At 66.9% G+C, this 18,900-nt stretch carries 15 protein-coding genes and 1 riboswitch; of the genes, 6 read left to right on the top strand and 9 right to left on the bottom strand.

Features of this window, described 5'->3' with window-relative positions; translation table 11 throughout:
• From WMC41_RS03660 to WMC41_RS03645, 4 genes are all read right to left on the bottom strand, one after another.
• Complete coding sequence (locus WMC41_RS03660) at nucleotides 1–2,094, bottom strand: methyl-accepting chemotaxis protein (RefSeq protein WP_432347052.1); 2,094 nt, start codon at nucleotides 2,092–2,094, stop codon at nucleotides 1–3.
• A 199-nt stretch (nucleotides 2,095–2,293) separates the two neighbouring features.
• Nucleotides 2,294–3,049: a crotonase/enoyl-CoA hydratase family protein gene (locus tag WMC41_RS03655; RefSeq protein ID WP_272804630.1), complete on the bottom strand. Its 756-nt coding sequence runs from the start codon at nucleotides 3,047–3,049 to the stop codon at nucleotides 2,294–2,296.
• A gap of 244 nt (nucleotides 3,050–3,293) precedes the next feature.
• Nucleotides 3,294–5,102, bottom strand: coding sequence for an acyl-CoA dehydrogenase (locus WMC41_RS03650; protein WP_432347051.1), 1,809 nt, complete (start codon nucleotides 5,100–5,102; stop codon nucleotides 3,294–3,296).
• Between the two features lie 195 nt (nucleotides 5,103–5,297).
• Nucleotides 5,298–5,909 (bottom strand): BA14K family protein, encoded by a 612-nt coding sequence (locus tag WMC41_RS03645; RefSeq protein ID WP_244767840.1) that lies wholly within the window; start codon nucleotides 5,907–5,909, stop codon nucleotides 5,298–5,300.
• A 218-nt stretch (nucleotides 5,910–6,127) separates the two neighbouring features.
• On the opposite strand from WMC41_RS03645, the gene WMC41_RS03640 reads away from it, so the two are divergent.
• Nucleotides 6,128–7,222: a glycoside hydrolase family 25 protein gene (locus WMC41_RS03640; protein WP_288080736.1), complete on the top strand. Its 1,095-nt coding sequence runs from the start codon at nucleotides 6,128–6,130 to the stop codon at nucleotides 7,220–7,222.
• Between the two features lie 10 nt (nucleotides 7,223–7,232).
• On the opposite strand, the gene WMC41_RS03635 is transcribed toward WMC41_RS03640, so the two are convergent.
• On the bottom strand, nucleotides 7,233–8,192 hold the full coding sequence (locus WMC41_RS03635) for a flavin reductase family protein (RefSeq protein ID WP_432347050.1): 960 nt from the start codon (nucleotides 8,190–8,192) through the stop codon (nucleotides 7,233–7,235).
• Between the two features lies 1 nt (nucleotide 8,193).
• Nucleotides 8,194–9,438, bottom strand: a complete 1,245-nt coding sequence (locus WMC41_RS03630; RefSeq protein WP_432347049.1) for an aromatic ring-hydroxylating oxygenase subunit alpha — start codon at nucleotides 9,436–9,438, stop codon at nucleotides 8,194–8,196.
• A gap of 105 nt (nucleotides 9,439–9,543) precedes the next feature.
• A riboswitch (cobalamin riboswitch) is annotated at nucleotides 9,544–9,736 on the bottom strand.
• Between the two features lie 292 nt (nucleotides 9,737–10,028).
• Here WMC41_RS03630 and WMC41_RS03625 point away from each other — a divergent pair.
• From WMC41_RS03625 to WMC41_RS03615, 3 genes are all read left to right on the top strand, one after another.
• Entirely contained in the window at nucleotides 10,029–10,634 is a 606-nt protein-coding gene (locus WMC41_RS03625; protein WP_432347048.1) for a DUF6656 family protein, read from the top strand.
• Nucleotides 10,635–10,789: 155 nt separating this feature from the next.
• Nucleotides 10,790–11,764 carry an L-threonylcarbamoyladenylate synthase gene (locus WMC41_RS03620; RefSeq protein ID WP_432347047.1) on the top strand — a complete coding sequence of 325 codons (975 nt, stop codon included), beginning with the start codon at nucleotides 10,790–10,792 and terminating at the stop codon, nucleotides 11,762–11,764.
• Between the two features lie 224 nt (nucleotides 11,765–11,988).
• Nucleotides 11,989–13,419, top strand: a complete 1,431-nt coding sequence (locus tag WMC41_RS03615) for an FAD-binding oxidoreductase (RefSeq protein ID WP_432347046.1) — start codon at nucleotides 11,989–11,991, stop codon at nucleotides 13,417–13,419.
• A gap of 105 nt (nucleotides 13,420–13,524) precedes the next feature.
• On the opposite strand, the gene WMC41_RS03610 is transcribed toward WMC41_RS03615, so the two are convergent.
• Entirely contained in the window at nucleotides 13,525–15,846 is a 2,322-nt protein-coding gene (locus WMC41_RS03610; protein ID WP_432347045.1) for a DUF1217 domain-containing protein, read from the bottom strand.
• Nucleotides 15,847–16,108: 262 nt separating this feature from the next.
• Here WMC41_RS03610 and WMC41_RS03605 point away from each other — a divergent pair, with 262 nt between their 5' ends.
• Both WMC41_RS03605 and WMC41_RS03600 read left to right on the top strand, forming a co-directional pair.
• A complete protein-coding gene (locus tag WMC41_RS03605) occupies nucleotides 16,109–16,672 on the top strand; it encodes a DUF6101 family protein (protein WP_244767848.1) in 564 nt (187 codons plus the stop codon).
• Nucleotides 16,673–16,838: 166 nt separating this feature from the next.
• Complete coding sequence (locus tag WMC41_RS03600) at nucleotides 16,839–17,009, top strand: hypothetical protein (RefSeq protein ID WP_244767849.1); 171 nt, start codon at nucleotides 16,839–16,841, stop codon at nucleotides 17,007–17,009.
• On the opposite strand, the gene ubiA is transcribed toward WMC41_RS03600, so the two are convergent.
• Together ubiA and WMC41_RS03590 are read right to left on the bottom strand one after the other, a co-directional pair.
• Entirely contained in the window at nucleotides 17,010–17,963 is a 954-nt protein-coding gene (gene ubiA / locus WMC41_RS03595; protein WP_432347044.1) for a 4-hydroxybenzoate octaprenyltransferase, read from the bottom strand.
• 77 nt (nucleotides 17,964–18,040) lie between these two features.
• Nucleotides 18,041–18,850 (bottom strand): MipA/OmpV family protein, encoded by an 810-nt coding sequence (locus tag WMC41_RS03590; protein ID WP_244767851.1) that lies wholly within the window; start codon nucleotides 18,848–18,850, stop codon nucleotides 18,041–18,043.
• Nucleotides 18,851–18,900 lie beyond the last annotated feature (50 nt).

Here is an 18,900-nt window from a genome sequence, read left to right as displayed (position 1 = left end):
TTATGCCGCGCGGCGTGCCGGCGTCGCGGCGTAACCAGCGCCGCCCGCGCCGAGCTTGAACTGGGCGAGCAGCGCGTTGAGGGCGCCCGCCTCTCCGGCGAGGCCATGGCTGGCCGCCGTCTGTTCCTCCACCATGGCGGCGTTCTGCTGCGTGCCCTGGTCCATCGTGTTGACGGCGGTGTTGATCTCCTGCAAGCCGGTCGACTGCTCGCGGGCGGCCGTGACGATGGCGTTCACATGGCCGTTGATCTCCTGCACCTCGCGCACGATGGCCTCCAGCGCGGCGCCCGTCTCGTCGACGAGGGCGACGCCGGAGCGGACCTGCTCGCCGGATGCGGTGATCAGCGCCTTGATCTCCTTGGCGGCATTGGCCGAGCGCTGGGCAAGCTCGCGCACTTCCTGGGCGACGACGGCAAAGCCCTTGCCGGCCTCGCCCGCGCGGGCCGCTTCCACGCCGGCATTGAGCGCGAGGAGGTTGGTCTGGAAGGCGATGTCGTCGATGACGCCGATGATGTTGGAGATCTCGTGCGAGGACTTTTCGATGCCCTGCATGGCCGAGACGGCGCGGCGCACCACCTCGCCGGATTTTTCAGCGCCCTGGCGGGTGCGCGAGACGAGCGAACCGACCTCCTCGGCGCGGCGGGTGGAGTCCTTCACGGTCGTGGTGATCTCCTCCAGCGCGGCGGCGGTTTCTTCCACGGACGCCGCCTGCTGCTCCGTGCGGCGGGCGAGATCGTCGGCGGCCGAGCGGATTTCCGTGGCGCCGGCATCGATGGCGCGGGCGTTCTGGCCGACCGTCGTCATCGCCGTGTGCAGCCTGGTGAGCGAGTGGTTGAAGTCGGTGCGCAGGCGGTCGAGATGGCCGGCGAAGGGTTCCTCGATGCGGTGGGCGAGATCGCCGTCGGCAAGGCGGCCGAGGCCGTCCGCCAGCGCCTCGACGGCGTGCTGGATCTCGCCGGCTTCGCGCGCCTTGACGGCCTCGCGCTCGCGGCGCTCGCTTTCGGAGAGCACGCGGCCTTCCTCCGCGGCGTTTTCGAGGCGGGTGCGCTCGATGGCATTGTCGCGGAAGACCGCAACGGCGGCGGCCATGCGGCCGATCTCGTCGGTACGGTCCTCGCCGGGAATGGCGGCGGTGACATCGCCCGAGGCGAGTGCATCCATGGCGGCTGTCATGTCCTTGACCGGGCGCACGACGAGGCGGGAGAGCACGGTGGCGAGGAAGCCCATCATGACGACGACGGCGAGGATGGTGGCGATCGTCGCGGCGATGCGGAACTGGCCGATCGCCGCGTAGGCCATGCCGCTGTCGATGGTGAAGCCGAGATACCATTCGACCGACGGCAGGCCGGTGACCGGCACGAAGGAGACCAGCACCGGCTTGCCGGCATAGGTCGTGTGGGCGATGCCGCCGCCGATGGCCGGCGTCGCCGCCGGGAAGGCATCGGCGAGCGTCCTGGTGACGAGCGCCTTGTCCTGATGCACGAGGATCTGGCCGTTCTTGCTGACGAGGAAGGCAAAGCCCGTGCCGCCGAGATCGACCGAATTGACCATGTCGACGAGCGACTTCAGCGAAAAATCGCTGCCGGCGACGCCGAGCAGCTTGCCGTCATGCTTGACGGGCGTCGCGGCGCTGATGATCAGGTCGTTGGTGGAGGCGTCGATATAGGGCTCGGTCAGGACGCTGCCATTGGCCTTGACGGCATCCTGATACCACGGGCGCTGGCGCGGATCGTAGCCCTCGGGCATCTCCGATTTCGGCCACATGGTGAAGAGGCCCGTCTCGTCGCCGACATAGGTGGTCATGAACTGGCTGACGAGCACGTCGTTCTGCAGAACGGCCTCGATGCCAGACGCCTCGACGGCCTTGCCGGCGGCGTTGCCGGCCATTTCGGTAAGCGAGACGCGGGCATTCAGCCAGTTGGCGATGCTCTGGGCGGCCTGCTTGCCGGAACTGTCGATGCTTTCCTCGACGGAGTTCGTCAAGACGCTGCGTTGCAGGCTGTCGATATAGAGGGAGAAGCCGGTGAAGGCGGCAACGACGACGAGGGACGCGACGACGAGGATGCGCGTCATCAGATTGGAGCGCTTGGCCATGGAAAGGGTGTTCCTTCGGGCGCCTCTGCCAAAACCGGCGGCGCGATGCTGAACGACATGCCAGTGGGCGGAAATCGGGCGCATCATGCGGCCGCCGGCCTAGGCGCCGGAGAATGCCGCACCATAGGAAAACGTGTTTAAGGCGCTGTTAAAATGAACATACCACAAATTACGAGCCGCCACGGCGGCGCCGCGCGCCTCAGCGGCGGGCCATGAAGGCCTCGAAGGCGGCGCGTGCTTCCGGGCTTTTCAGTTGCGCCGCGAAATGCCCCGCCTCCTCGTCGATGCGTGCCGCCACGTCGGCGCGCGCGCCGCGGATGAGGGTGCGGGCGATGGCGAGCGCCTTCGGCGGCTTGGCGGCGAGGCGCGCGGCGGCGGCGAGCGTCTCGCGCTCCACCGCGGCGGGTTCGACGACGGCGTAGACGAGGCCCGCATCCCGCGCGGCGGTGGCGGAAAAGCCCTCGCCGGCGGCGAGCAGCGCGAAGGCGCGCTGGTGGCCCATCAGGCGCGGGGCGAGAAGGCTGGAGGCCGCCTCGGGCACCAGCGCCAGATCGACGAAGGGCGTGCGGAACTCGGTGCGGATCGAGGCATAGGTGAGGTCGCAGTGCAGGTGGATCGTCGTGCCGATGCCGATCGCGAGGCCGTCGACGCCGGAAACCAGCGGCTTGCCATGGGCGGCGAGCGCATGGAGGAAGTCGATCACCTCGCGGCCCATCGTGCCGCCCATGGCGAAGGCGAGGAAATCGTTGAGGTCGTTGCCGGCGGAAAAGCAGCCCTCGCTGCCGAGAAAGACGGTGGCGCGCACCGTCTCGTCCGCATCACCCGCCGCCAGCGCCCCGGTCATCGCCTGGTACATGGCGCGGGTGATGGCGTTCTTCTTGTCGGCACGGTTGAGGCGGATCACCTGGACGCCCGGGGCCGCTTCGGGGCGCTCGATCAGGATATGGTCGGTCATGGGTATCGGTTTCCTTCATCGAATGGCTGTCACTCAGGTGCCGGATCGCCCCTCTGCCCTGCCGGGCATCTCCCCCTCAAGGGGGGAGATCAGCAGGACGCGAGAACCTCGCTCAACCGGCAACGCCGAAGATGGGCGAAACGGCGGCCCCAACCAATCTCCCTCCTTGAGGGGGAGATGCCCGGCAGGGCAGAGGGGGGGCCGGCAGCTACAGTCTCTCACTTCGCTGGCAGCCCAAGCGTTCCTATCCCAGAACCACGCGCGCGGCTTCCAGGCTCCCGGCACCGGAGACCACCCTGTCCCGCAGCGCCGCCGTCTCGCCGATGATATTCTCCGCGGCGAAGCGGCACAGCGCGGCGCGTTCGCCGTTGCGGCCGTCGCCGCCGTCAGCGAGCGCGCCCTTGGCGAGATAGGCGCCGGTCAGGACCAGGCCGAAGAGGCGCTGGTAAGGCGTGGCGCCGGCGAGCGCCTCGGCCTGTCGGCCTTCCGCCAGCGCGGCGAGCAGCCATTCGCTCGCCGCCTCAAGGTCTGCGATGGCGGCCTCGAGGCGGGATGCGGTCTCGCCGAGGGCCGGCGCATTCGCCTGCCCGGCCCTTGCCGCGATCTCCCGCAGTTCGGCGATGAAGCCGCGCAGATGGTCGCCGTCCGAAAGCGGCAGCTTGCGCGTGACGAGGTCGATGGCCTGGATGCCGTTGGTGCCCTCGTAAATCGGCGCGATGCGGGCGTCGCGGTAGAGGCGGGCCGCGCCCGTCTCCTCGATGAAGCCCATGCCGCCATGCACCTGCACGCCGAGCGAGGCGACGTCGACGCCGGCATCGGTGGCGAAGCTCTTTGCGATGGGGGTGAGCAGGCTCGCGCGCTCGGCCCAGTGCTTCGCCTCCGCGCCGTGGCTCATGTCGACGGCGTGGGCGCAGGCATAGGTGATGGCGCGGGCGCCCTGGGTGAACACCTTCATGGTCAGAAGCATGCGGGCGACGTCGGGATGCTCGATGATCGGGCTCATGCCCGAACCTTGGCCTGAACCTCGGCCTGAACCTTGTCCCGATCCCTGCCAGCCGGGCGCCTTGCCCTGCGTGCGCTCCTTTGCATAGGCGATCGCCTTCTGCGTCGCCGCTTCCGCGATCGCCACGCCCTGCATGCCGACGGCAAGGCGGGCGTTGTTCATCATGGTGAACATGCAGGCAAGGCCCCGGTTCTCCTCACCGACCAGCCAGCCGATGGCGCCCGGCTCGTCGCCGAAGCGGCCGTCGCCGTAGATCATCGTGCAGGTGGGCGAGCCGTGGATGCCGAGCTTGTGCTCGATGGAATGGCAATGGGCGTCGTTGCGGGGCCCAAGCGAACCATCGTCATTGACGAGGAACTTCGGCACGAGGAAGAGCGAGATGCCGCGCGTGCCAGCCGGTGCATCCGGCAGGCGGGCGAGCACCAGATGCACGATGTTGTCGGTGAAATCGTGCTCGCCATAGGTAATGAAGATCTTCTGGCCGAAGAGGCGATAGGTGCCGTCGTCGCGCCGCTCGGCGCGGGTCTTCATCACGCCGAGGTCCGAGCCGGCATGGGGCTCGGTGAGGTTCATCGAGCCCATCCATTCGCCCGACACCATCTTCGGCAGATAGGTGGATTTCAGGCGGTCCGAGCCATGCGCCGCCAGCGCCTCGATGGCGCCGATCGTCAGCGTCGGGCCGATCGCAAACGCCATGGAGCCGCTGTTCCACATTTCGAGCGCGGCGACATGCAGCATATGCGGCAGGCCCTGCCCGCCGAATTCGGGCGAGGCCGTCAGCGAGTTCCAGCCGCCCTCCGCCCAGGCCTTGTAGAGTGCCGGCCAGCCGTCGGGCATCTTCACCGCGCCATCGACAAGGCGGGCACCTTGCCTGTCGCCGATCTCGGCGAGCGGGGCCACCTCCTCGGTGGCGAACCGCCCGGCTTCGGAGAGGATGGCATCGACGAGGTCGTCCGTCAGCTCGCCGAGGTGGCCGCCTTCCAGCGCGGGCGCAAGCCCCGCCACATGCTTCAGCGTGAATGCAATCTCCTCGACCGGCGCCTTGTACATCTCTATCCTCCTCCCGGCCGCCCTGCCCGGCTGGCGGAGCGACGTGTTGTCGGCAGATTATTGATTTTTACGTAAACGTCAATGTGATTAGGCCGGCAATCAGACCGGCCCAAACGGAAACGGGCCGGCCGGTCGATGACCGGTCAGCCCGTTCCAGGTGCCGGGGGGACCATCCGGCACGCAGGGGATCACCCATCAGCTATAGGGCGAGATGCACTGGCGACGCGGCCCGTTATAGGGCTGGAACGTGTTGTCGTAGGCCCTGTAGGAACGATAGCGGTTGGCGCACCAGTTCACATGCGCGCTGCCGCCGCCGACATAGGTCCGGTCGTTGGCGATCGCACCGCCGATGATGGTGCCGACGCCGAAAGCGGCGAGCGGGAACCAGAAACCGTCATGGTAGCGATAGCCCGGGCGCTGGTAGCGGTAGCCGCGATGGCCGCGATACCAGCCGTAGCGGTCGCCCCGGTCACGCCAGCCGACATCCCGGTCGCGATAGCGGTAGCGGCGATTGTCACGCCAGCCGCTGTCGCCGTTCCAGGCACGCTCGATCCGGCGGTTGCGCTCGCGCGTTCCCAGGCGGTTGTAGTTGCGCCGGACGTCGCGCGAATTCCCGTCGAAGCGGAAGTTGCGCTTCAGCCAGAACGGACGCTCGCCATCGCGCACAAGCTGCACGTCGCCGCCGCCGGTCGTGGTGACCGGTTGGGCCTTCGGAACGGCAAGCGGCATGGCGCCCGCCGGCACGACCGGCGTCGCGGCGAAGAGCGCCGACATGGCCACGGCCAGGCATTTGTTGAGAAACCTCATGACACTTCTCCCTAACAGTGCCTTTCGACTGTTGCTCGAACGGCAATTTGAACGCGAAACGCACAAAAGTCCCTTTCGTTCCATATGCGGTCTCCCCACTCCTGATTCAATGGCTGCCGAAGCGCCTTCGCGCAGCCTTGCGCGCGTTAGCCGTCCGTTAACCATGCTTCGTCCACCATGGCCGCTTGCGGAGGCACAGGAATCGAACAGGAGCGTCCATGAACCCGAAGCATCGTTCCGGCCTGGCCGCCCTTCTCCTTCTGGCGGGCCTGCCCTTCTCCGCCAGCGCGGCCTATGTGGAACCATGGAAAAAGCCCGAGAACGCCATCGTCATCGATGCCTATGAGCTGAACGAGATCGACTGGTCGGAAATGCTCTCCGACAGCCGCATCGCCGGCTTCATCTCCAAGGCTTCCGACGGCCTGCCCGAGAGTTTCAGCTGCAAGGGCGAGCATGGCGGCGACACGGTGGCGCATTGCAAGACCATGTGGCGCAAATACGCGGTGAGCCGCGAACTCTACCAGACGCGCCGGCTGCTCGCCCGGTCGAAAGGGCTGCTCTGGGGCGCCTATCACCTCGCCCGGCCGGGCAATCCTGTCGACCAGGCCAATCATTTCCTCGACTACGCCAATCCGCAGGACGACGAGATGATGGTGCTGGACATCGAGGGCATCGATCCGGACAACTACATGTCGCTTGCGGATGCGCAGGTCTTCGCCGGCCATATCAAGACGCGCACGGGCCGCTATCCGGTACTTTATACCAACCATTCGACCGCCCGGCACATCGCGCTCAACCGCGACACATACCGCATCCTCTCGCGCCTGCCGCTCTGGTACGCCCGCTACAAGCCCGGCATCGAAGACGCCTTCCCGATGGGCAACTGGGACAGCTACGCGCTCTGGCAGTTCTCCGCCGGCGTCAACTGCTCGAAGCGGCGCTGCCCCTACCGGGTGAAGGGCGCGCTGACGGATATCGACGTCAACGTGGCGCCGATGACCAAGGCGGCACTCGGCAAGGCCTGGGCCTTCGGCGGGCTGCTGCCGGAAAAGCCCTTCGAGCCCCTCGACGGGATGCTCACCGCCTCCATCCCGGCAGGCGGCGCCTTCAAGGCCACGGTGACGGCCGAAGCCGAGGCCGGCACCGCCGCGCAGACGGCCGGCGCCGTAACGCTCGCCTCAGGCGCGACGGCGTCTTTCCCCGTCGCCGTGACGGCCGAGGTGCGCGCCGGCATCATGGCGAAAGGCACCGCGACCACCACGCTCGGCCGCCGCCTGGTGGAGGTCACGCCGCTGAACTACCAGGATTTCTGAGGCTCCGCTCCTACGCCTCGATCTGCACGTCGCCGATGGGCCGCGAGCAGCAGGCGAGGATGTAGCCCTCCTCGATCTCGTCGTCGAGGATGCCGCCATTGTGGCGCATGTCGACCTCGCCCGAGACCTTCATGACCCGGCAGGTGCCGCACAGGCCACCCTCGCAGGCTGCACCGATGCGCACGCCGGCAGCGCGGGCCGTCTGCAGGATCGTCTGGCCCGGCGGACATTTGGCGTCCTTGCCCGCCATGGTGAAGGTGACGGTCGCAACGGCGTTGGCATCCACCTCCTGCTCGCCGGCACCGGCGCGGATGGCGATCTCCTCAGGCGCGGGGGCGGCGGCCGGCTGGAAGCTCTCCTCGTGGTAACGCTCCATGTTGAAGCCGCAGACCTTCAGCATGTCGCGCACGCCACGCATGAAGGGCTCCGGGCCGCAGCAGAAGACGGTGCGGTCGCGGAAGTCGGGCGCCAGAAGCGAGAGACGGGCGGCGTCGATGCGGCCGCGCAGGCCGTGCCAGCCGTCGCGCGGATTTTGCCCTTCCACGACGAAGCCGAGCGCCAGCTTCGGCATCTGCGCGGCGAGGCATTCCAGCTCCGCCTTGAACAGGAGGTCCTCGGGCTTGCGGGCACAGGTGACGAAGGCGACGTCGGACTGCGGGGCGCAATCCGACATCCAGCGCGTGCCGATCGAGTTCTTCTGCGCCTTCACCGTCACGGAAACGGAGAAGGGGCGCGAGGGCGTCGAGGAGAGCGTGTAGGTCCGCATCACGGGCTCGTCTTCCGACACCGGCAGTTCCAGCGTGACGAACTGGCCCGGCAGGTAGCGGAACCAGTTGTCGCGATCGGAGCGGAAGGTGAAGGTCATCACATCCGATGTCTCCACCGTGGCGGCGATGCATTCCAGCATGTGCTGGCGATCGTTCCACGGATGAAGCTCGTCGAAGTGGCGGAAATGGCTGGCGATCGTCATGTCAGGCCACCCGCGAGAGCGGCTTCCTGCCGCCGTCGAGCCGGTCGATCATGAAATTCGCATACCATTCGACGAACTGCATGACGCCGCCCTCGTCCTCCGGCGAATAGGGGCCGGGCTGGTAGGCCGGCGAGCGGATGCCGAAGGCGTTTTCCTCGACGATCCGCCGGTCCTGGTCGTTGGTCTCGGTCCAGACATGGGTGAGCTCGTCGAGACGGTAGTCGACCCCCTCGACGGCGTCCTTGCTGACGAGCCATTTCGTCGTGACCTGCGTCAGCTCGGGACCGAGCGGCAGGACGCGGAAGGTGATGGCGTGGTCGGCGAGCACATGGTTCCATGTCGTCGGATAGTGGAAGAGCAGCAGCGTGCCGATGTGGCTTTCCAGCACCTCATTGGATAGGGGGCGCTGGACGGCCCGGGCCCCGGACATGGTGTAGCTTTCGGCATCCTGGATGAGCGGCATGCGCGCGGCACGGAACTGGCCGGTCGGCGACATCCTGAATTCGCTCGGCAGGCCCGCGGCCTCGCACTTTTCCCAGTGCGCGGCGATGACCGGATCGTCCTTGGCGCCCTGTACGCCCGTCGCGGTCGGCGCCTCGGGGTAGGTGCGGCAGAGTTCGGGATGGTTGGCGGCGCAATGGTAGCACTCGCGGTTGTTCTCCCAGACGAGCTTCCAGTTGCCCTTCTCGACGATCGTGCTTTCGAAGGCGACCTTCGTCTCGCCGAGGCGGTGGCGGGCGAGATAGGGCTCGACCGTGGCGCGGAACGGCGCGAAATCGGGGGCTTCGTCGGCCAGGCAGAGGAAGATGTAGCCGCCGACGGTCTCGCAGTGCACCCGTTTCAGGCCATGCTGGCTCTTGTCGAAATCCTCCGCCATGTGGCGGGCGAAGAGCAGCGAACCGTCCAGCTCGTAGGTCCACTGGTGGTAGGGACAGACGAGCTTGGCCGAGGAGCCCCTGTGCTGCGTGCAGACGCGCGAGCCGCGATGGCGGCAGGAATTGTGCAGGGCGCGCACGGTGCCCGTGCGGTCGCGGGTGATGACCACGGGATAATCGCCGATCTGCACGGTAAAATAGTTGCCGGCCTTCGGGATCTCGCAGTCATGGCCGACGAACAGCCAGTCGCGGTACCAGATCGTCTCCAGGTCCAGCTTGTAATGGTCGGGGTCGATGTAGAAGGCCTGCTCGAGGCTATGGCCCTCGCGCCGGTTCTTGAGCTTGCGGAGCACGTCGCTGCGAATGTCCATGCCGGATCCTCGGATTGCAAATTGGGGATACGGCGCACGGAAGGAGACGGCATCCGGGCGCAAGGCGCACGGACTGCACGCTTCCCGGCCGCCCGCCGCAGCCAGTCACGATCGTTGCCCAAGGCTGGTTTCCGGGCTGAGGAGCGTCCTTGCGGACCATCGCGGCGCCTTCCCGGACATCTTGTCCAGTGGCGTCCTGCCGCGTTTTCTCCAACACCGTTGCGGGGGCAGCGCCGGATTTCAACCGGCTTCCCAATTCTCCGCCTTTTCGGGCGGCACCTCGAGTGTCCTTATCTAAGCGCAAGAATCGGCGAATGACATGCCAGAAAGCGACATGCCATTCCGATTTGACGACAGGAGGAAAACAGCGGGAGCCCGAACGGGCCTTCACAATATTGCATATATTTCAATCAATTATGCAAATTAAACGGGCACGCTGACCGCATCGGAGGCAGGCCGGCCGCCGGGCTGCCACATTTGCCATATTGCGACCCGGCGTACCAAAGGAAACAGGAGCGCCCCGGCAAGGAATGCTTAACGCGGTTTCCATAAACTTGCCGCAGGGAAGCGCGAGGATGGAGTACCGGCGCGTGCAGCAAACCAAGTTCCGTTATTACGACGCGGTCGCCTACAAGCGTGCGAACCAGCCGAAGCCGGCGGTGCATACCGAATTCCTGCGCACCGGCCGCATCGACCGGAACCTCCCCTGGAGCCCGAGCGAGAAGCGTTACCTCACCTACCAGGAGGTGGCCGAGCGCACCGGCCGCAAGCTGGAAAATGCCGGTAACGTGACGCATGACCGCATCAACGGCTTCCACCAGTCGATCCGCTTTCCCAAGCTGATCTTCCACCGCACGCTCGCCCAGACGCCGCATCTCGGCTATTGCCACATCACCGTCGCCAATTCCCGCTTCGCGGAATTCGAGAACGTGCAATGGGCCTTCTACATGGCCAATTTCTTCGCCGAGATCGGCGAGGAGGAGCAGTTCTTCGCCGATATCTCGAAGACCGCGAAGCGCATGTACTTCGCCGTCGCCATCACGCCGGCCGAAGAGGAAGGCCGCCTGCAGATCGACCGCAAGGTGCGCGGCAACGGCGTGCTCTTCCGCACCGACGATCCCAAGCTCGCCATGAAGAACGTGCTGATGCTCGGCGCGCGCAACGAGGCGCTGCGCAAGATCATCCACGCGCTGTAGCCCCTTCCCCGCCGCGTCAGGCCCGTCCCGACGGCCGGCAGATCATCCATTCCTTGCCGGCCGGGAAGGGTTGGGGTGAGGATGGCCTTGCGACAGCGCCCCTTGGCTTTTGCCGGAAAAGCCCTGTAAAGGAAGCCCGGACAAGGAAGGGCGACATGGCGGACATCGTGGATACGCGGACGGATGCGGAGGCGGCGCTGGCACGGGCCTGCGAGGCGCTCGGCCGGGGCGTGCCGGTCGCCATTCCCACCGAGACGGTCTACGGCCTTGCCGCCGACGCCACCAACCCGCTGGCCATCACCCGCATCTACGAGATGAAGGGCCGGCCGCGCTTCAATCCGCTGATCTGCCACATGGCCGACCTTGCCATGGCCGAGGCGCATGCGGTCTTCGATCCGCTGTCGCGCGCGATCGCCGAGGCCTTCTGGCCGGGGCCGCTGACGCTCGTGCTGCCGATCCGGCCGGCAAGCGCCATCCATCCGCTTGCCCGCGCCGGGCTCGACACGATCGGCATCCGCGTGCCCAAGGGTTTCGCCAGCCGGCTGCTCTCGGCCTTCGGCCGGCCGCTCGCCGCCCCCAGCGCCAACACGTCCGGCCGCATCAGCCCGACCACCGCCCGGCACGTCGCCGAGGATTTCGGCGCGAAGCTGGAGCTGGTGCTGGATGCGGGACCGGCGGTCGTGGGGCTGGAATCCACCATCCTCAAGGTCGAGGGCGAGACGATCCGGCTGCTCAGGCCCGGCGGGCTGGATGCCGCCGAGGTCGAGCGCGTCACCGGCCGGCCGGTCCTGCGCAACGAAAAGGCAGGCGCCGCGATCGAGGCACCGGGCATGCTCGCCTCGCATTATGCGCCCGATGCGCCGGTGCGGCTCGATGCGCGCGACGTGGCGCCCGGCGAGGTGCTGATCCGCTTCGGCGGCACGGCGCTGCCCGGCGAGACCGATGCGGTGCTGGTGCTGGACCTCAGCCCCGCCGGCGACCTCGCAGAGGCGGCCGCCAACCTCTTCGGCTACATGAAGCAGGCGGATGCGACGGGCGCGCGCTCCATCGCCTTCGCACCGATCCCCGCCCGCGGCCTCGGCGAGGCGATCAACGACCGCCTGCAGCGCGCCGCCGCCCCGCGCGGCTAGGCGCCCGGCTGGCAGGCGCTTCGAAACGAAGTGCACTCTCCCGTTCCGGAGAACACCCGGGCAGCATCGCGACCGCTTCATGCGCACCCTGCCCTCTTGATTTCCGGCATGCCGTTGGCGCAAAACCGTTGCATACCTTGCGCGCCATGCTTCAGGCGTTTCCACACCGTTTCCGATGCAGGCCGTTCCGCCCCTTGCGGCACGGCGCCAACGAGGACAGAGCCATGATCCAGGCGACGCTTTCCCCCGACCTCATCGATCGCTTCGCCGCCATCACCGGCCCGGCCCATGCGCTGACGGCGGACCGCGACATCGCGCCCTACCTCGTCGAAAGCCGGGGGCTTTATCACGGCACCTCGCCGCTCGTGCTGCGGCCGGGCTCTGTGGAAGAGGTCTCGAAGATCCTGGCGCTCGCCACCGAGACACGCACGGCCATCGTGCCGCAGGGCGGCAATACGGGCCATGTCGGGGGCGCGGCGCCCCGCGAGGGGGCGATGGATGTCGTGCTGTCGCTCTCCCGGCTCAACCGCATCCGCGATGTCGATCCGGTCGGCAATGTCGTCGTCGCCGACGGCGGCTGCGTGCTTGCGGCGATCCAGGAGGCGGCGGAGGCGGTGGACCGGCTGTTCCCGCTGTCGCTCGGCTCGGAAGGCTCCTGCCAGATCGGCGGCAACCTTTCCACCAATGCCGGCGGCACGGCTGTGCTCGCCTATGGCAACATGCGCCAGCTCTGCCTCGGCCTCGAAGTCGTGCTGCCGACCGGCGAGGTCTGGAACGGCCTGCGCCGGCTGAAGAAGGACAATACGGGCTACGACCTGCGCGACCTCTTCATCGGCGCGGAAGGCACGCTCGGCGTCATCACCGGCGCGGTGCTGAAACTCTTCCCCCGGCCGCTCGGCCACGAGGTGGCCTTCGCCGGGCTGAAATCCGTCGCGGACGCGCTCACCCTCTTCGAGCGCGCCTCCAGCCGCTGCGGCACCGCGCTGACCGGCTTCGAGCTGATGCCGCGGCTCGGCGTCGACTTCACCACGCGGCACATTCCGGGCGTGCGCGACCCGCTCGCCAGCCGGCACGACTGGTACGTGCTGGTCGACATCTCGACGTCGGACGCGCCGGAGACGGCGGCGCGCATGATGGAGGCGCTGCTGGCTGAGGGCATCGAGGCGGGGCTGGTCGAGGATGCGGTGATCGCCGCGAGCGAAGAGCAGCGCCGGGCGCTCTGGCACATGCGCGAGAGCATGTCGCCGGCGCAGAAGCCGGAGGGCGGCTCGATCAAGCACGACGTCTCCGTTCCGGTCTCGGCCGTCCCGACCTTCATGGCGGAGGCGGATGCGGCGGTCATGGCGGCCATCGACGGCGCGCGTATCTGCTCCTTCGGCCATATGGGCGACGGCAACATCCACTACAACATCTCCCAGCCCGTCGGTGCCGACACGGCGGCCTTCCTCGGCCGCTGGCGCGAGATCAACGACCTCGTGCACGGCATCGTGCTGAAACATGGCGGATCGATCTCCGCCGAGCACGGCATCGGCCAGTTGAAGCGCGACGAGCTCGCGGCGATACGCGCGCCGATCGAGATGGACCTGATGGCAAGGGTCAAGCGGGCCTTCGACCCCGCCGGCATCATGAATCCCGGCAAGGTCGTCAGGAACTAGAGTAGTTCCGCTTTTCTTCGAATCGCGAAAACGCTCTGTCTGTTTGTTTAACGCAATTGCGGACGCAAGACCGCGCCGCACTTTTGCTGGAATTGCTCCAAGCGGTCAGCCGCCGGTGCGCAGCTGCGCCAGCGACATCATGAGATCGGCGCTGATGCCGGCCGAGCCGGAACTGGTGAGCACCGACAGCGCCGGGTCCGTCGTGCTCTGGTTTTCAAGGTCGTAGAGCACGGAGAACTTCACGATCATCTTGGAGACCTTTTCCGGATCCTGCAGGTCCTTCAGTTCGAGATAGCGCTCGATCATGTCGGCCTGGGCATCGACGTCCGCGCTGGCGATCTCGTCCGGCAGCTGGTAGAGCACCTTGAAGACCTCGAAGAGCGCGTCGTCGGCCAGCAGGTCGTAGGGGCTCGAAACCGTTTCCGCCTTGCGCTCGAAATAAAGCGCCAGGCGCACGCCGGCATTGTCGTTGCCGGCATCCTCCTCCAGCTTCTGGCGCACATAGCTGTCGACCGTCTGGTAGATGCCGCGGCGCGACTGGATCTCGGCATCGTCCGGCCGCATGACCAGGCCCTCGGCATTGAAGTTGAACGAGGCGACGATCCTGCGGAAGGCGCGGTCGGGCTGCTGGTTGGCGAAGCTGTCGGGGTCGTCGAGATCGGAGGTGAAGATCTTCGCCATGAATTCGGCGTCGACGCTTTCCGTGTCGATGCCGTTCGCCACCAGCACGAAGGCAACGAGGCGCGCGTCGGAGAGGAATTCCTCGACGCTGTCGATCTTCTGCATCTGGGCGGAGTAATATTTCGCTTCCTCCTCCGCCAAGGTCTTGTCATCTTCCGTTCCGAAACGGGATTTCGCGGTCACATAGGCGCGCGACATGACGAGGATCTCGGATTCCGACTGTGCCAGCTTCGGCGCCGTGATGTTGCCGTCCGCCCCGAAATTGAACGCCTTGGCGAACTCCACGAAGCGTTCGTCCTTCAGCCGGTACACATAGCTCTTCGGGTCGTTGAGGTCGCTCTTCAGCACGTTCTTGATCGTCAGGGCCGAAACCTTGGCCGGATCGAGGCCGTAGGCCTTCAACGCGAAGTCGTAGACGCTCGCCTCGCCGACGAAGTCGCTCACGGTCTGCACCGCGGCGATCTGGCTCTTGAAGCGCTTGATGGCCAGTTCGTCCGCCTCGTCGTCCTTGTCGTTGTAGCGGTTCATGTAGTCCCTGGTGACCGCCGCGGTCTGGGCGGCGGTCTGCGGCGCATCGCCGGGCGCCAGCGTGCCGTCCTCCTGGAAGTTGAACGCAGCGCGCAGGGCGAAATAGGCCTCCTTGTCCGCCCCGCCGAACTTGTTGATGTAGCTGTCGGCGTTGTCCGGGTCGGGATCGCTGGTCACGATATTGGCGATGGTGGAGCTGACGATCGACAGCTTGTCGAGGCCGAAGGCCACCTTGACATAGCTGACGAGGCGCGGATCGGCGGCCAGCTCGCTCGCCGTCGTGATGCTGGCGATCCGGCTTTCGTAATAGTCCCTGTGGATCAGCGCGGCGGCCGACGTCGTGCGCGGATTGGAGAGCGTGTAGAGCTCGGTCGTGCTGGTCTTCTGGCCGGCATTCTGCACCGTGCCGGCCACCGCCGTACCATCGGCGGCGAAATTGAAGGCGCTGGCGAGCGTGGCGTATTTCTCGGCGCTGGCGATGGTGGCGTTCTGGCGGGCGATCACGGCCTTGAGCTCGGCAATGCGGGCCGCGTTGGCCGCGTTGGATTCAAGCGTCGCCAGCTCGGCATTGGCGGCCTGGATGGCGGTCTGGGCGGCCGCGGCCCTGGCGCCGAACTGCGTGTTGAAATAGCTGTCCGGGTCGTCGAGGTCGCTCGCCAGCACGCCGCGGATCGTCTGGCGCGACCAGGTCGACGGATCGATGCCGAAGGCCGTGAAGACGTAGCCGCGCAGCCGGTCGTTGTTCAGAAGCTGGTCGACGCTCGTCACCGTGTCGATGACGGCATTGTAGTATCGCGTCTCCTCCTTGATCGCCGCGCCGGCATTGGCGGCGGTCGCCGAATAGAGGCCGATGACCGCGTCGAGCTGCGCCTCGGTCTGTGCCGTGGCGGTGGACGCCTCGAAGCTGAAGGCGGTGGCGAACTCGCGGTAGCGCGAATCCGTCAGGAGGTTGACGAAGCTGCCCGTATCCGACGGATCGCTCTCCAGCACCTTGCGCATGAAGGCCGTGGCATAGGTCATGTCCTCAAGGCCATAGGCCTTCATGGCATAGGAATAGAGCCGGTAGTCGTCGAGGAACTCGTCGACGGTGCTCACCTTGCCGATGTTTTCCTTGTAGTACGCAGCTTCGCGGGCCGTGACCGTCTCGCTCGCCGTGCGGTCCAGCGACATCAGCATGTCGCGCGCGATGAGGTTGTAGCTCGTATAGGTGGACAGCATCGGAGAGGTCTCTTTCGACAAAGCGGGCAGGCTTATCGGGGGCCACTCTCGCGCGCGAGGCTTGTCCCGGCCTGTCGCCGGCGTTCACCTCTCCTAAACCCTAGCCCGTGCGGTTTTGCTAACCATCAGGAACTGCAAAGTTTTCTTAACCGCGATTTTTAAGCGGCTCGGAAGGGGGCGCGCCTATTCTCGCCCTCAGAGGACGAAAAGTCCCGATGAGAAGACCGGGCACCGGCTCTCAAGGAAAACAAGGGCGAAAGACATGCTGAATACCGTTTCCAAGCCGGCCTGGGCCGGCACCACGCTCCGGCTGGATCCCAAGCGCTTTCCGCAGCAGGTGACATTCGAGCTGCGCACCGAGGGAACCGACGCCACCATCACGCTCGACGAACGCGGCGCCGTGCTGCGCAAGGTCCTGCCCGCAAGCGGCCTGCCGCTCTCGATCGCGCTGCCGGCCCGCGCCTTCAAGGGCGTCGCGGCCCGCGCCATCGACCATGGCAACGGCGACGTGACCGTCACCCTCGAATTGCACCATGACGATCCGGGCCTGTGCATCCCGCTGCTTGTGGCGCACGACCTGTGCGACATCGCCGCCGACTGGCGCAGCTGGGCCGAGGCCTACCGCATCCCCATGCTGATGGTCGAGGCCGACGGCGTCGCCCGGCCGCTCGACGACAACCTGGCGGTCGGCAGCCGCCCCGCCAAGCCCCGCCGCCGCCACTCCTATTTCGCCGACCGCCGCCCGCGCTTCCTGGTGCGCCGCACCACGGGCAAGCTCGGCGTGCAGATGAAGATCGACGGCCGGGAGATCATCGCCCGGCGCTGAGCCTTGACGCCATGACCTGCGCAAAGCCGGCCGTTCCCTGCGGCCGGCTTTTCCATGTCCCCCCCGCTTGTTCCCCCGGGAACACTTTTCCCGCGCCCGGCATGGGAAACAGCGTTCAACACATCGGGTTCGTTACCTGGGAACGCGAAGCAAGGGACAGATCACAATGGCAAAGTTCTTCACCACCCTCCTCGGCCGCATCCGCACTGTCGACAGCGCGATCGTCGAGCGTGCCCGCCCGCCGCGCCGCGGCTTCGAGATCGCCCTCCACCCGACGACGCTCCGCCGCAGCCAGGACCGCCCTCAGACCGGCTCGCGCGGGCCGCGGCACCGCTGATCAGGCGAACGGGATGGCGATGGTGAGCGCGAGGAAGAGGCAGAGGCCGACGATGCCGTTGAACTTGAAGAGCGCCAGGCACTGCTCCGGGTCGTCGATGTCGAGCGTGGCGATCTGCCAGGCGAGCATCGCGGCCGCCACGCCGAGGCCGAGCCAGGCGACGATGCCGATGCCGGCGAGCCAGAAGGAGAGCGCGATCAGCACGACCGTCAGGCTGTAGAGGCCGATGAGCCACCCGGCGGTCTTCTCGCCGAAGAGGCGCGCGGTGGAGCGCACGCCGATCAGCGCATCGTCCTCCTTGTCCTGATGGGCGTAGATCGTGTCGTAGCCGATGGTCCAGGCGATGGCGGCGATGTAGAGCGCCAGCGAGGCGGCCGACACCGCGGAAAACTCCGCCGCCCAACCCATCAGCGCGCCCCAGGAGAAGGCCATGCCGAGGAAGAATTGCGGCCAGTCGGTAAAGCGCTTCGCGAAGGGATAGATCGCGACGATCGCCAGCGAGGCGATGCCGAGCACGATGGTGAAGAGATTGAACTGCAACAGCACGACGAGGCCGACGAGCGCCTGCAGCGCCATGAAGGCCTTCGCCTGCCGGCGCGTGACGCGGCCCGACGGCAGCGGGCGCGAGCGGGTGCGGGCGACCGCCTGGTCGATCTCGTGATCGACGAGATCGTTATAGGTGCAGCCGGCGCCGCGCATCGCGACGGCCCCGACGAAGAAGAGGAAGAGCTGCGTGGCGAAGCGCGCAAGATCGAAGGTGCCGATCGCCGCCGAGACATTGGCCGCAAGCGCCGCCGACCAGAGGCAGGGCAGGAGGAGCAGCTGCCAGCCGATCGGCCGGTCCCAGCGGGCGAGCTGCGCATAGGGCCAGGCCGCGCGCGGCAGCACGCGGTAGACCCAGTTTCGGGACGGCGCATCAGCGACGCGGCCGGAATCGGAGGGAGAGCTGATCATGCCCCTAGATCGCAAGCCGACCGGCGCCGGTCAAGCCGGCACCGCGCCGCAGGAGCGCCCGCGCGGGCCGAAAGGATTTACGGCAGCGTGAAATCGAACCTGTAGGTGGCGGAAAGGCCGATCAGCACCTGGTCGCGGCTGCCCCGCTCCTTGACGAGGCTGGACTTGGCGGCATCGCCGACGAGGCGCTTGTATTCGGCAAAGGCGCTCGTCTCGATCTTCTCGTTGACCTGCCAGGTGATGGCCGCGCCCGCGCCCACCGAGTGGATGCCGCCATCGGGATCATAGGCGGAAAGGCCGGACTTGGCGACCTGGTTCGGCTTCACGCCGTAATAGGTGTCCATGTAGTCGTTCGAGGCGAGCGTCACGCGCGGGCCGGCCGACACGCGCACGTCCGGACGCACGTCGACGAAGGCATCCGCCGCGATATCGGCGACGATGCCGTCATGGCTGCGGATGCCGTGGCGCACCTCGCCGCGCACGCGCAGCCAGTCCGTCGGATAGGCTTCGGCGAAGGCGCCGAGCTCGCCGCCGAACTTCACAGGCGTCAGGCCGCGCAGGTCCTTCGAATCGTCCTTGTCGCGCGGCATGACGAGTTTTCCCGTCGCGCCAGCTCGAAAGCCGCCATTGTCGATCAGCGCGAAGGACGGGTTGTCGTTGCGCGAGGAGAAGCGGACGGTGCTGCCCGCCTTGCCGAGCGAGATCATCGGCGTGACCTGGAGCAGGTACTTTTTCGCCCCCTCGTAGCGCGGCGCGGCGAAGCCGGCGGCGCCGACCTTCAGATACCAGTCGCCGGACCAGAAATAGCCGCCCTCGCCGGCACGGGCGGAAACGGGCGCAAGAATAAGGGCGGCCGCAGTCATTGCGGTCGAGACACGGATACGCAAAACACAATCCTCGCTTCACCGGCAGGCCCGCTGCGGGCTGCCGAAACCTT

This window comes from Shinella yambaruensis, assembly GCF_050859155.1.
Classification (GTDB): Bacteria; Pseudomonadota; Alphaproteobacteria; order Rhizobiales; family Rhizobiaceae; genus Shinella; species Shinella yambaruensis.
This window is presented reverse-complemented; position numbering and strand designations above follow the sequence as displayed.

Excerpts from the sequence above, each read along its gene's own strand:
- WMC41_RS03660 (WP_432347052.1), bottom strand. The coding sequence starts at position 2,094 with ATGGCCAAGCGCTCCAATCTGATGACGCGCATCCTCGTCGTCGCGTCC.
- WMC41_RS03655 (WP_272804630.1), bottom strand. The coding sequence starts at position 3,049 with ATGACCGACCATATCCTGATCGAGCGCCCCGAAGCGGCCCCGGGCGTC.
- WMC41_RS03650 (WP_432347051.1), bottom strand. The coding sequence starts at position 5,102 with ATGTACAAGGCGCCGGTCGAGGAGATTGCATTCACGCTGAAGCATGTG.
- WMC41_RS03645 (WP_244767840.1), bottom strand. The coding sequence starts at position 5,909 with ATGAGGTTTCTCAACAAATGCCTGGCCGTGGCCATGTCGGCGCTCTTC.
- WMC41_RS03640 (WP_288080736.1), top strand. The coding sequence starts at position 6,128 with ATGAACCCGAAGCATCGTTCCGGCCTGGCCGCCCTTCTCCTTCTGGCG.
- WMC41_RS03635 (WP_432347050.1), bottom strand. The coding sequence starts at position 8,192 with ATGACGATCGCCAGCCATTTCCGCCACTTCGACGAGCTTCATCCGTGG.
- WMC41_RS03630 (WP_432347049.1), bottom strand. The coding sequence starts at position 9,438 with ATGGACATTCGCAGCGACGTGCTCCGCAAGCTCAAGAACCGGCGCGAG.
- WMC41_RS03620 (WP_432347047.1), top strand. The coding sequence starts at position 10,790 with ATGGCGGACATCGTGGATACGCGGACGGATGCGGAGGCGGCGCTGGCA.
- WMC41_RS03615 (WP_432347046.1), top strand. The coding sequence starts at position 11,989 with ATGATCCAGGCGACGCTTTCCCCCGACCTCATCGATCGCTTCGCCGCC.
- WMC41_RS03610 (WP_432347045.1), bottom strand. The coding sequence starts at position 15,846 with ATGCTGTCCACCTATACGAGCTACAACCTCATCGCGCGCGACATGCTG.
- WMC41_RS03605 (WP_244767848.1), top strand. The coding sequence starts at position 16,109 with ATGCTGAATACCGTTTCCAAGCCGGCCTGGGCCGGCACCACGCTCCGG.
- WMC41_RS03600 (WP_244767849.1), top strand. The coding sequence starts at position 16,839 with ATGGCAAAGTTCTTCACCACCCTCCTCGGCCGCATCCGCACTGTCGAC.
- ubiA (WP_432347044.1), bottom strand. The coding sequence starts at position 17,963 with ATGATCAGCTCTCCCTCCGATTCCGGCCGCGTCGCTGATGCGCCGTCC.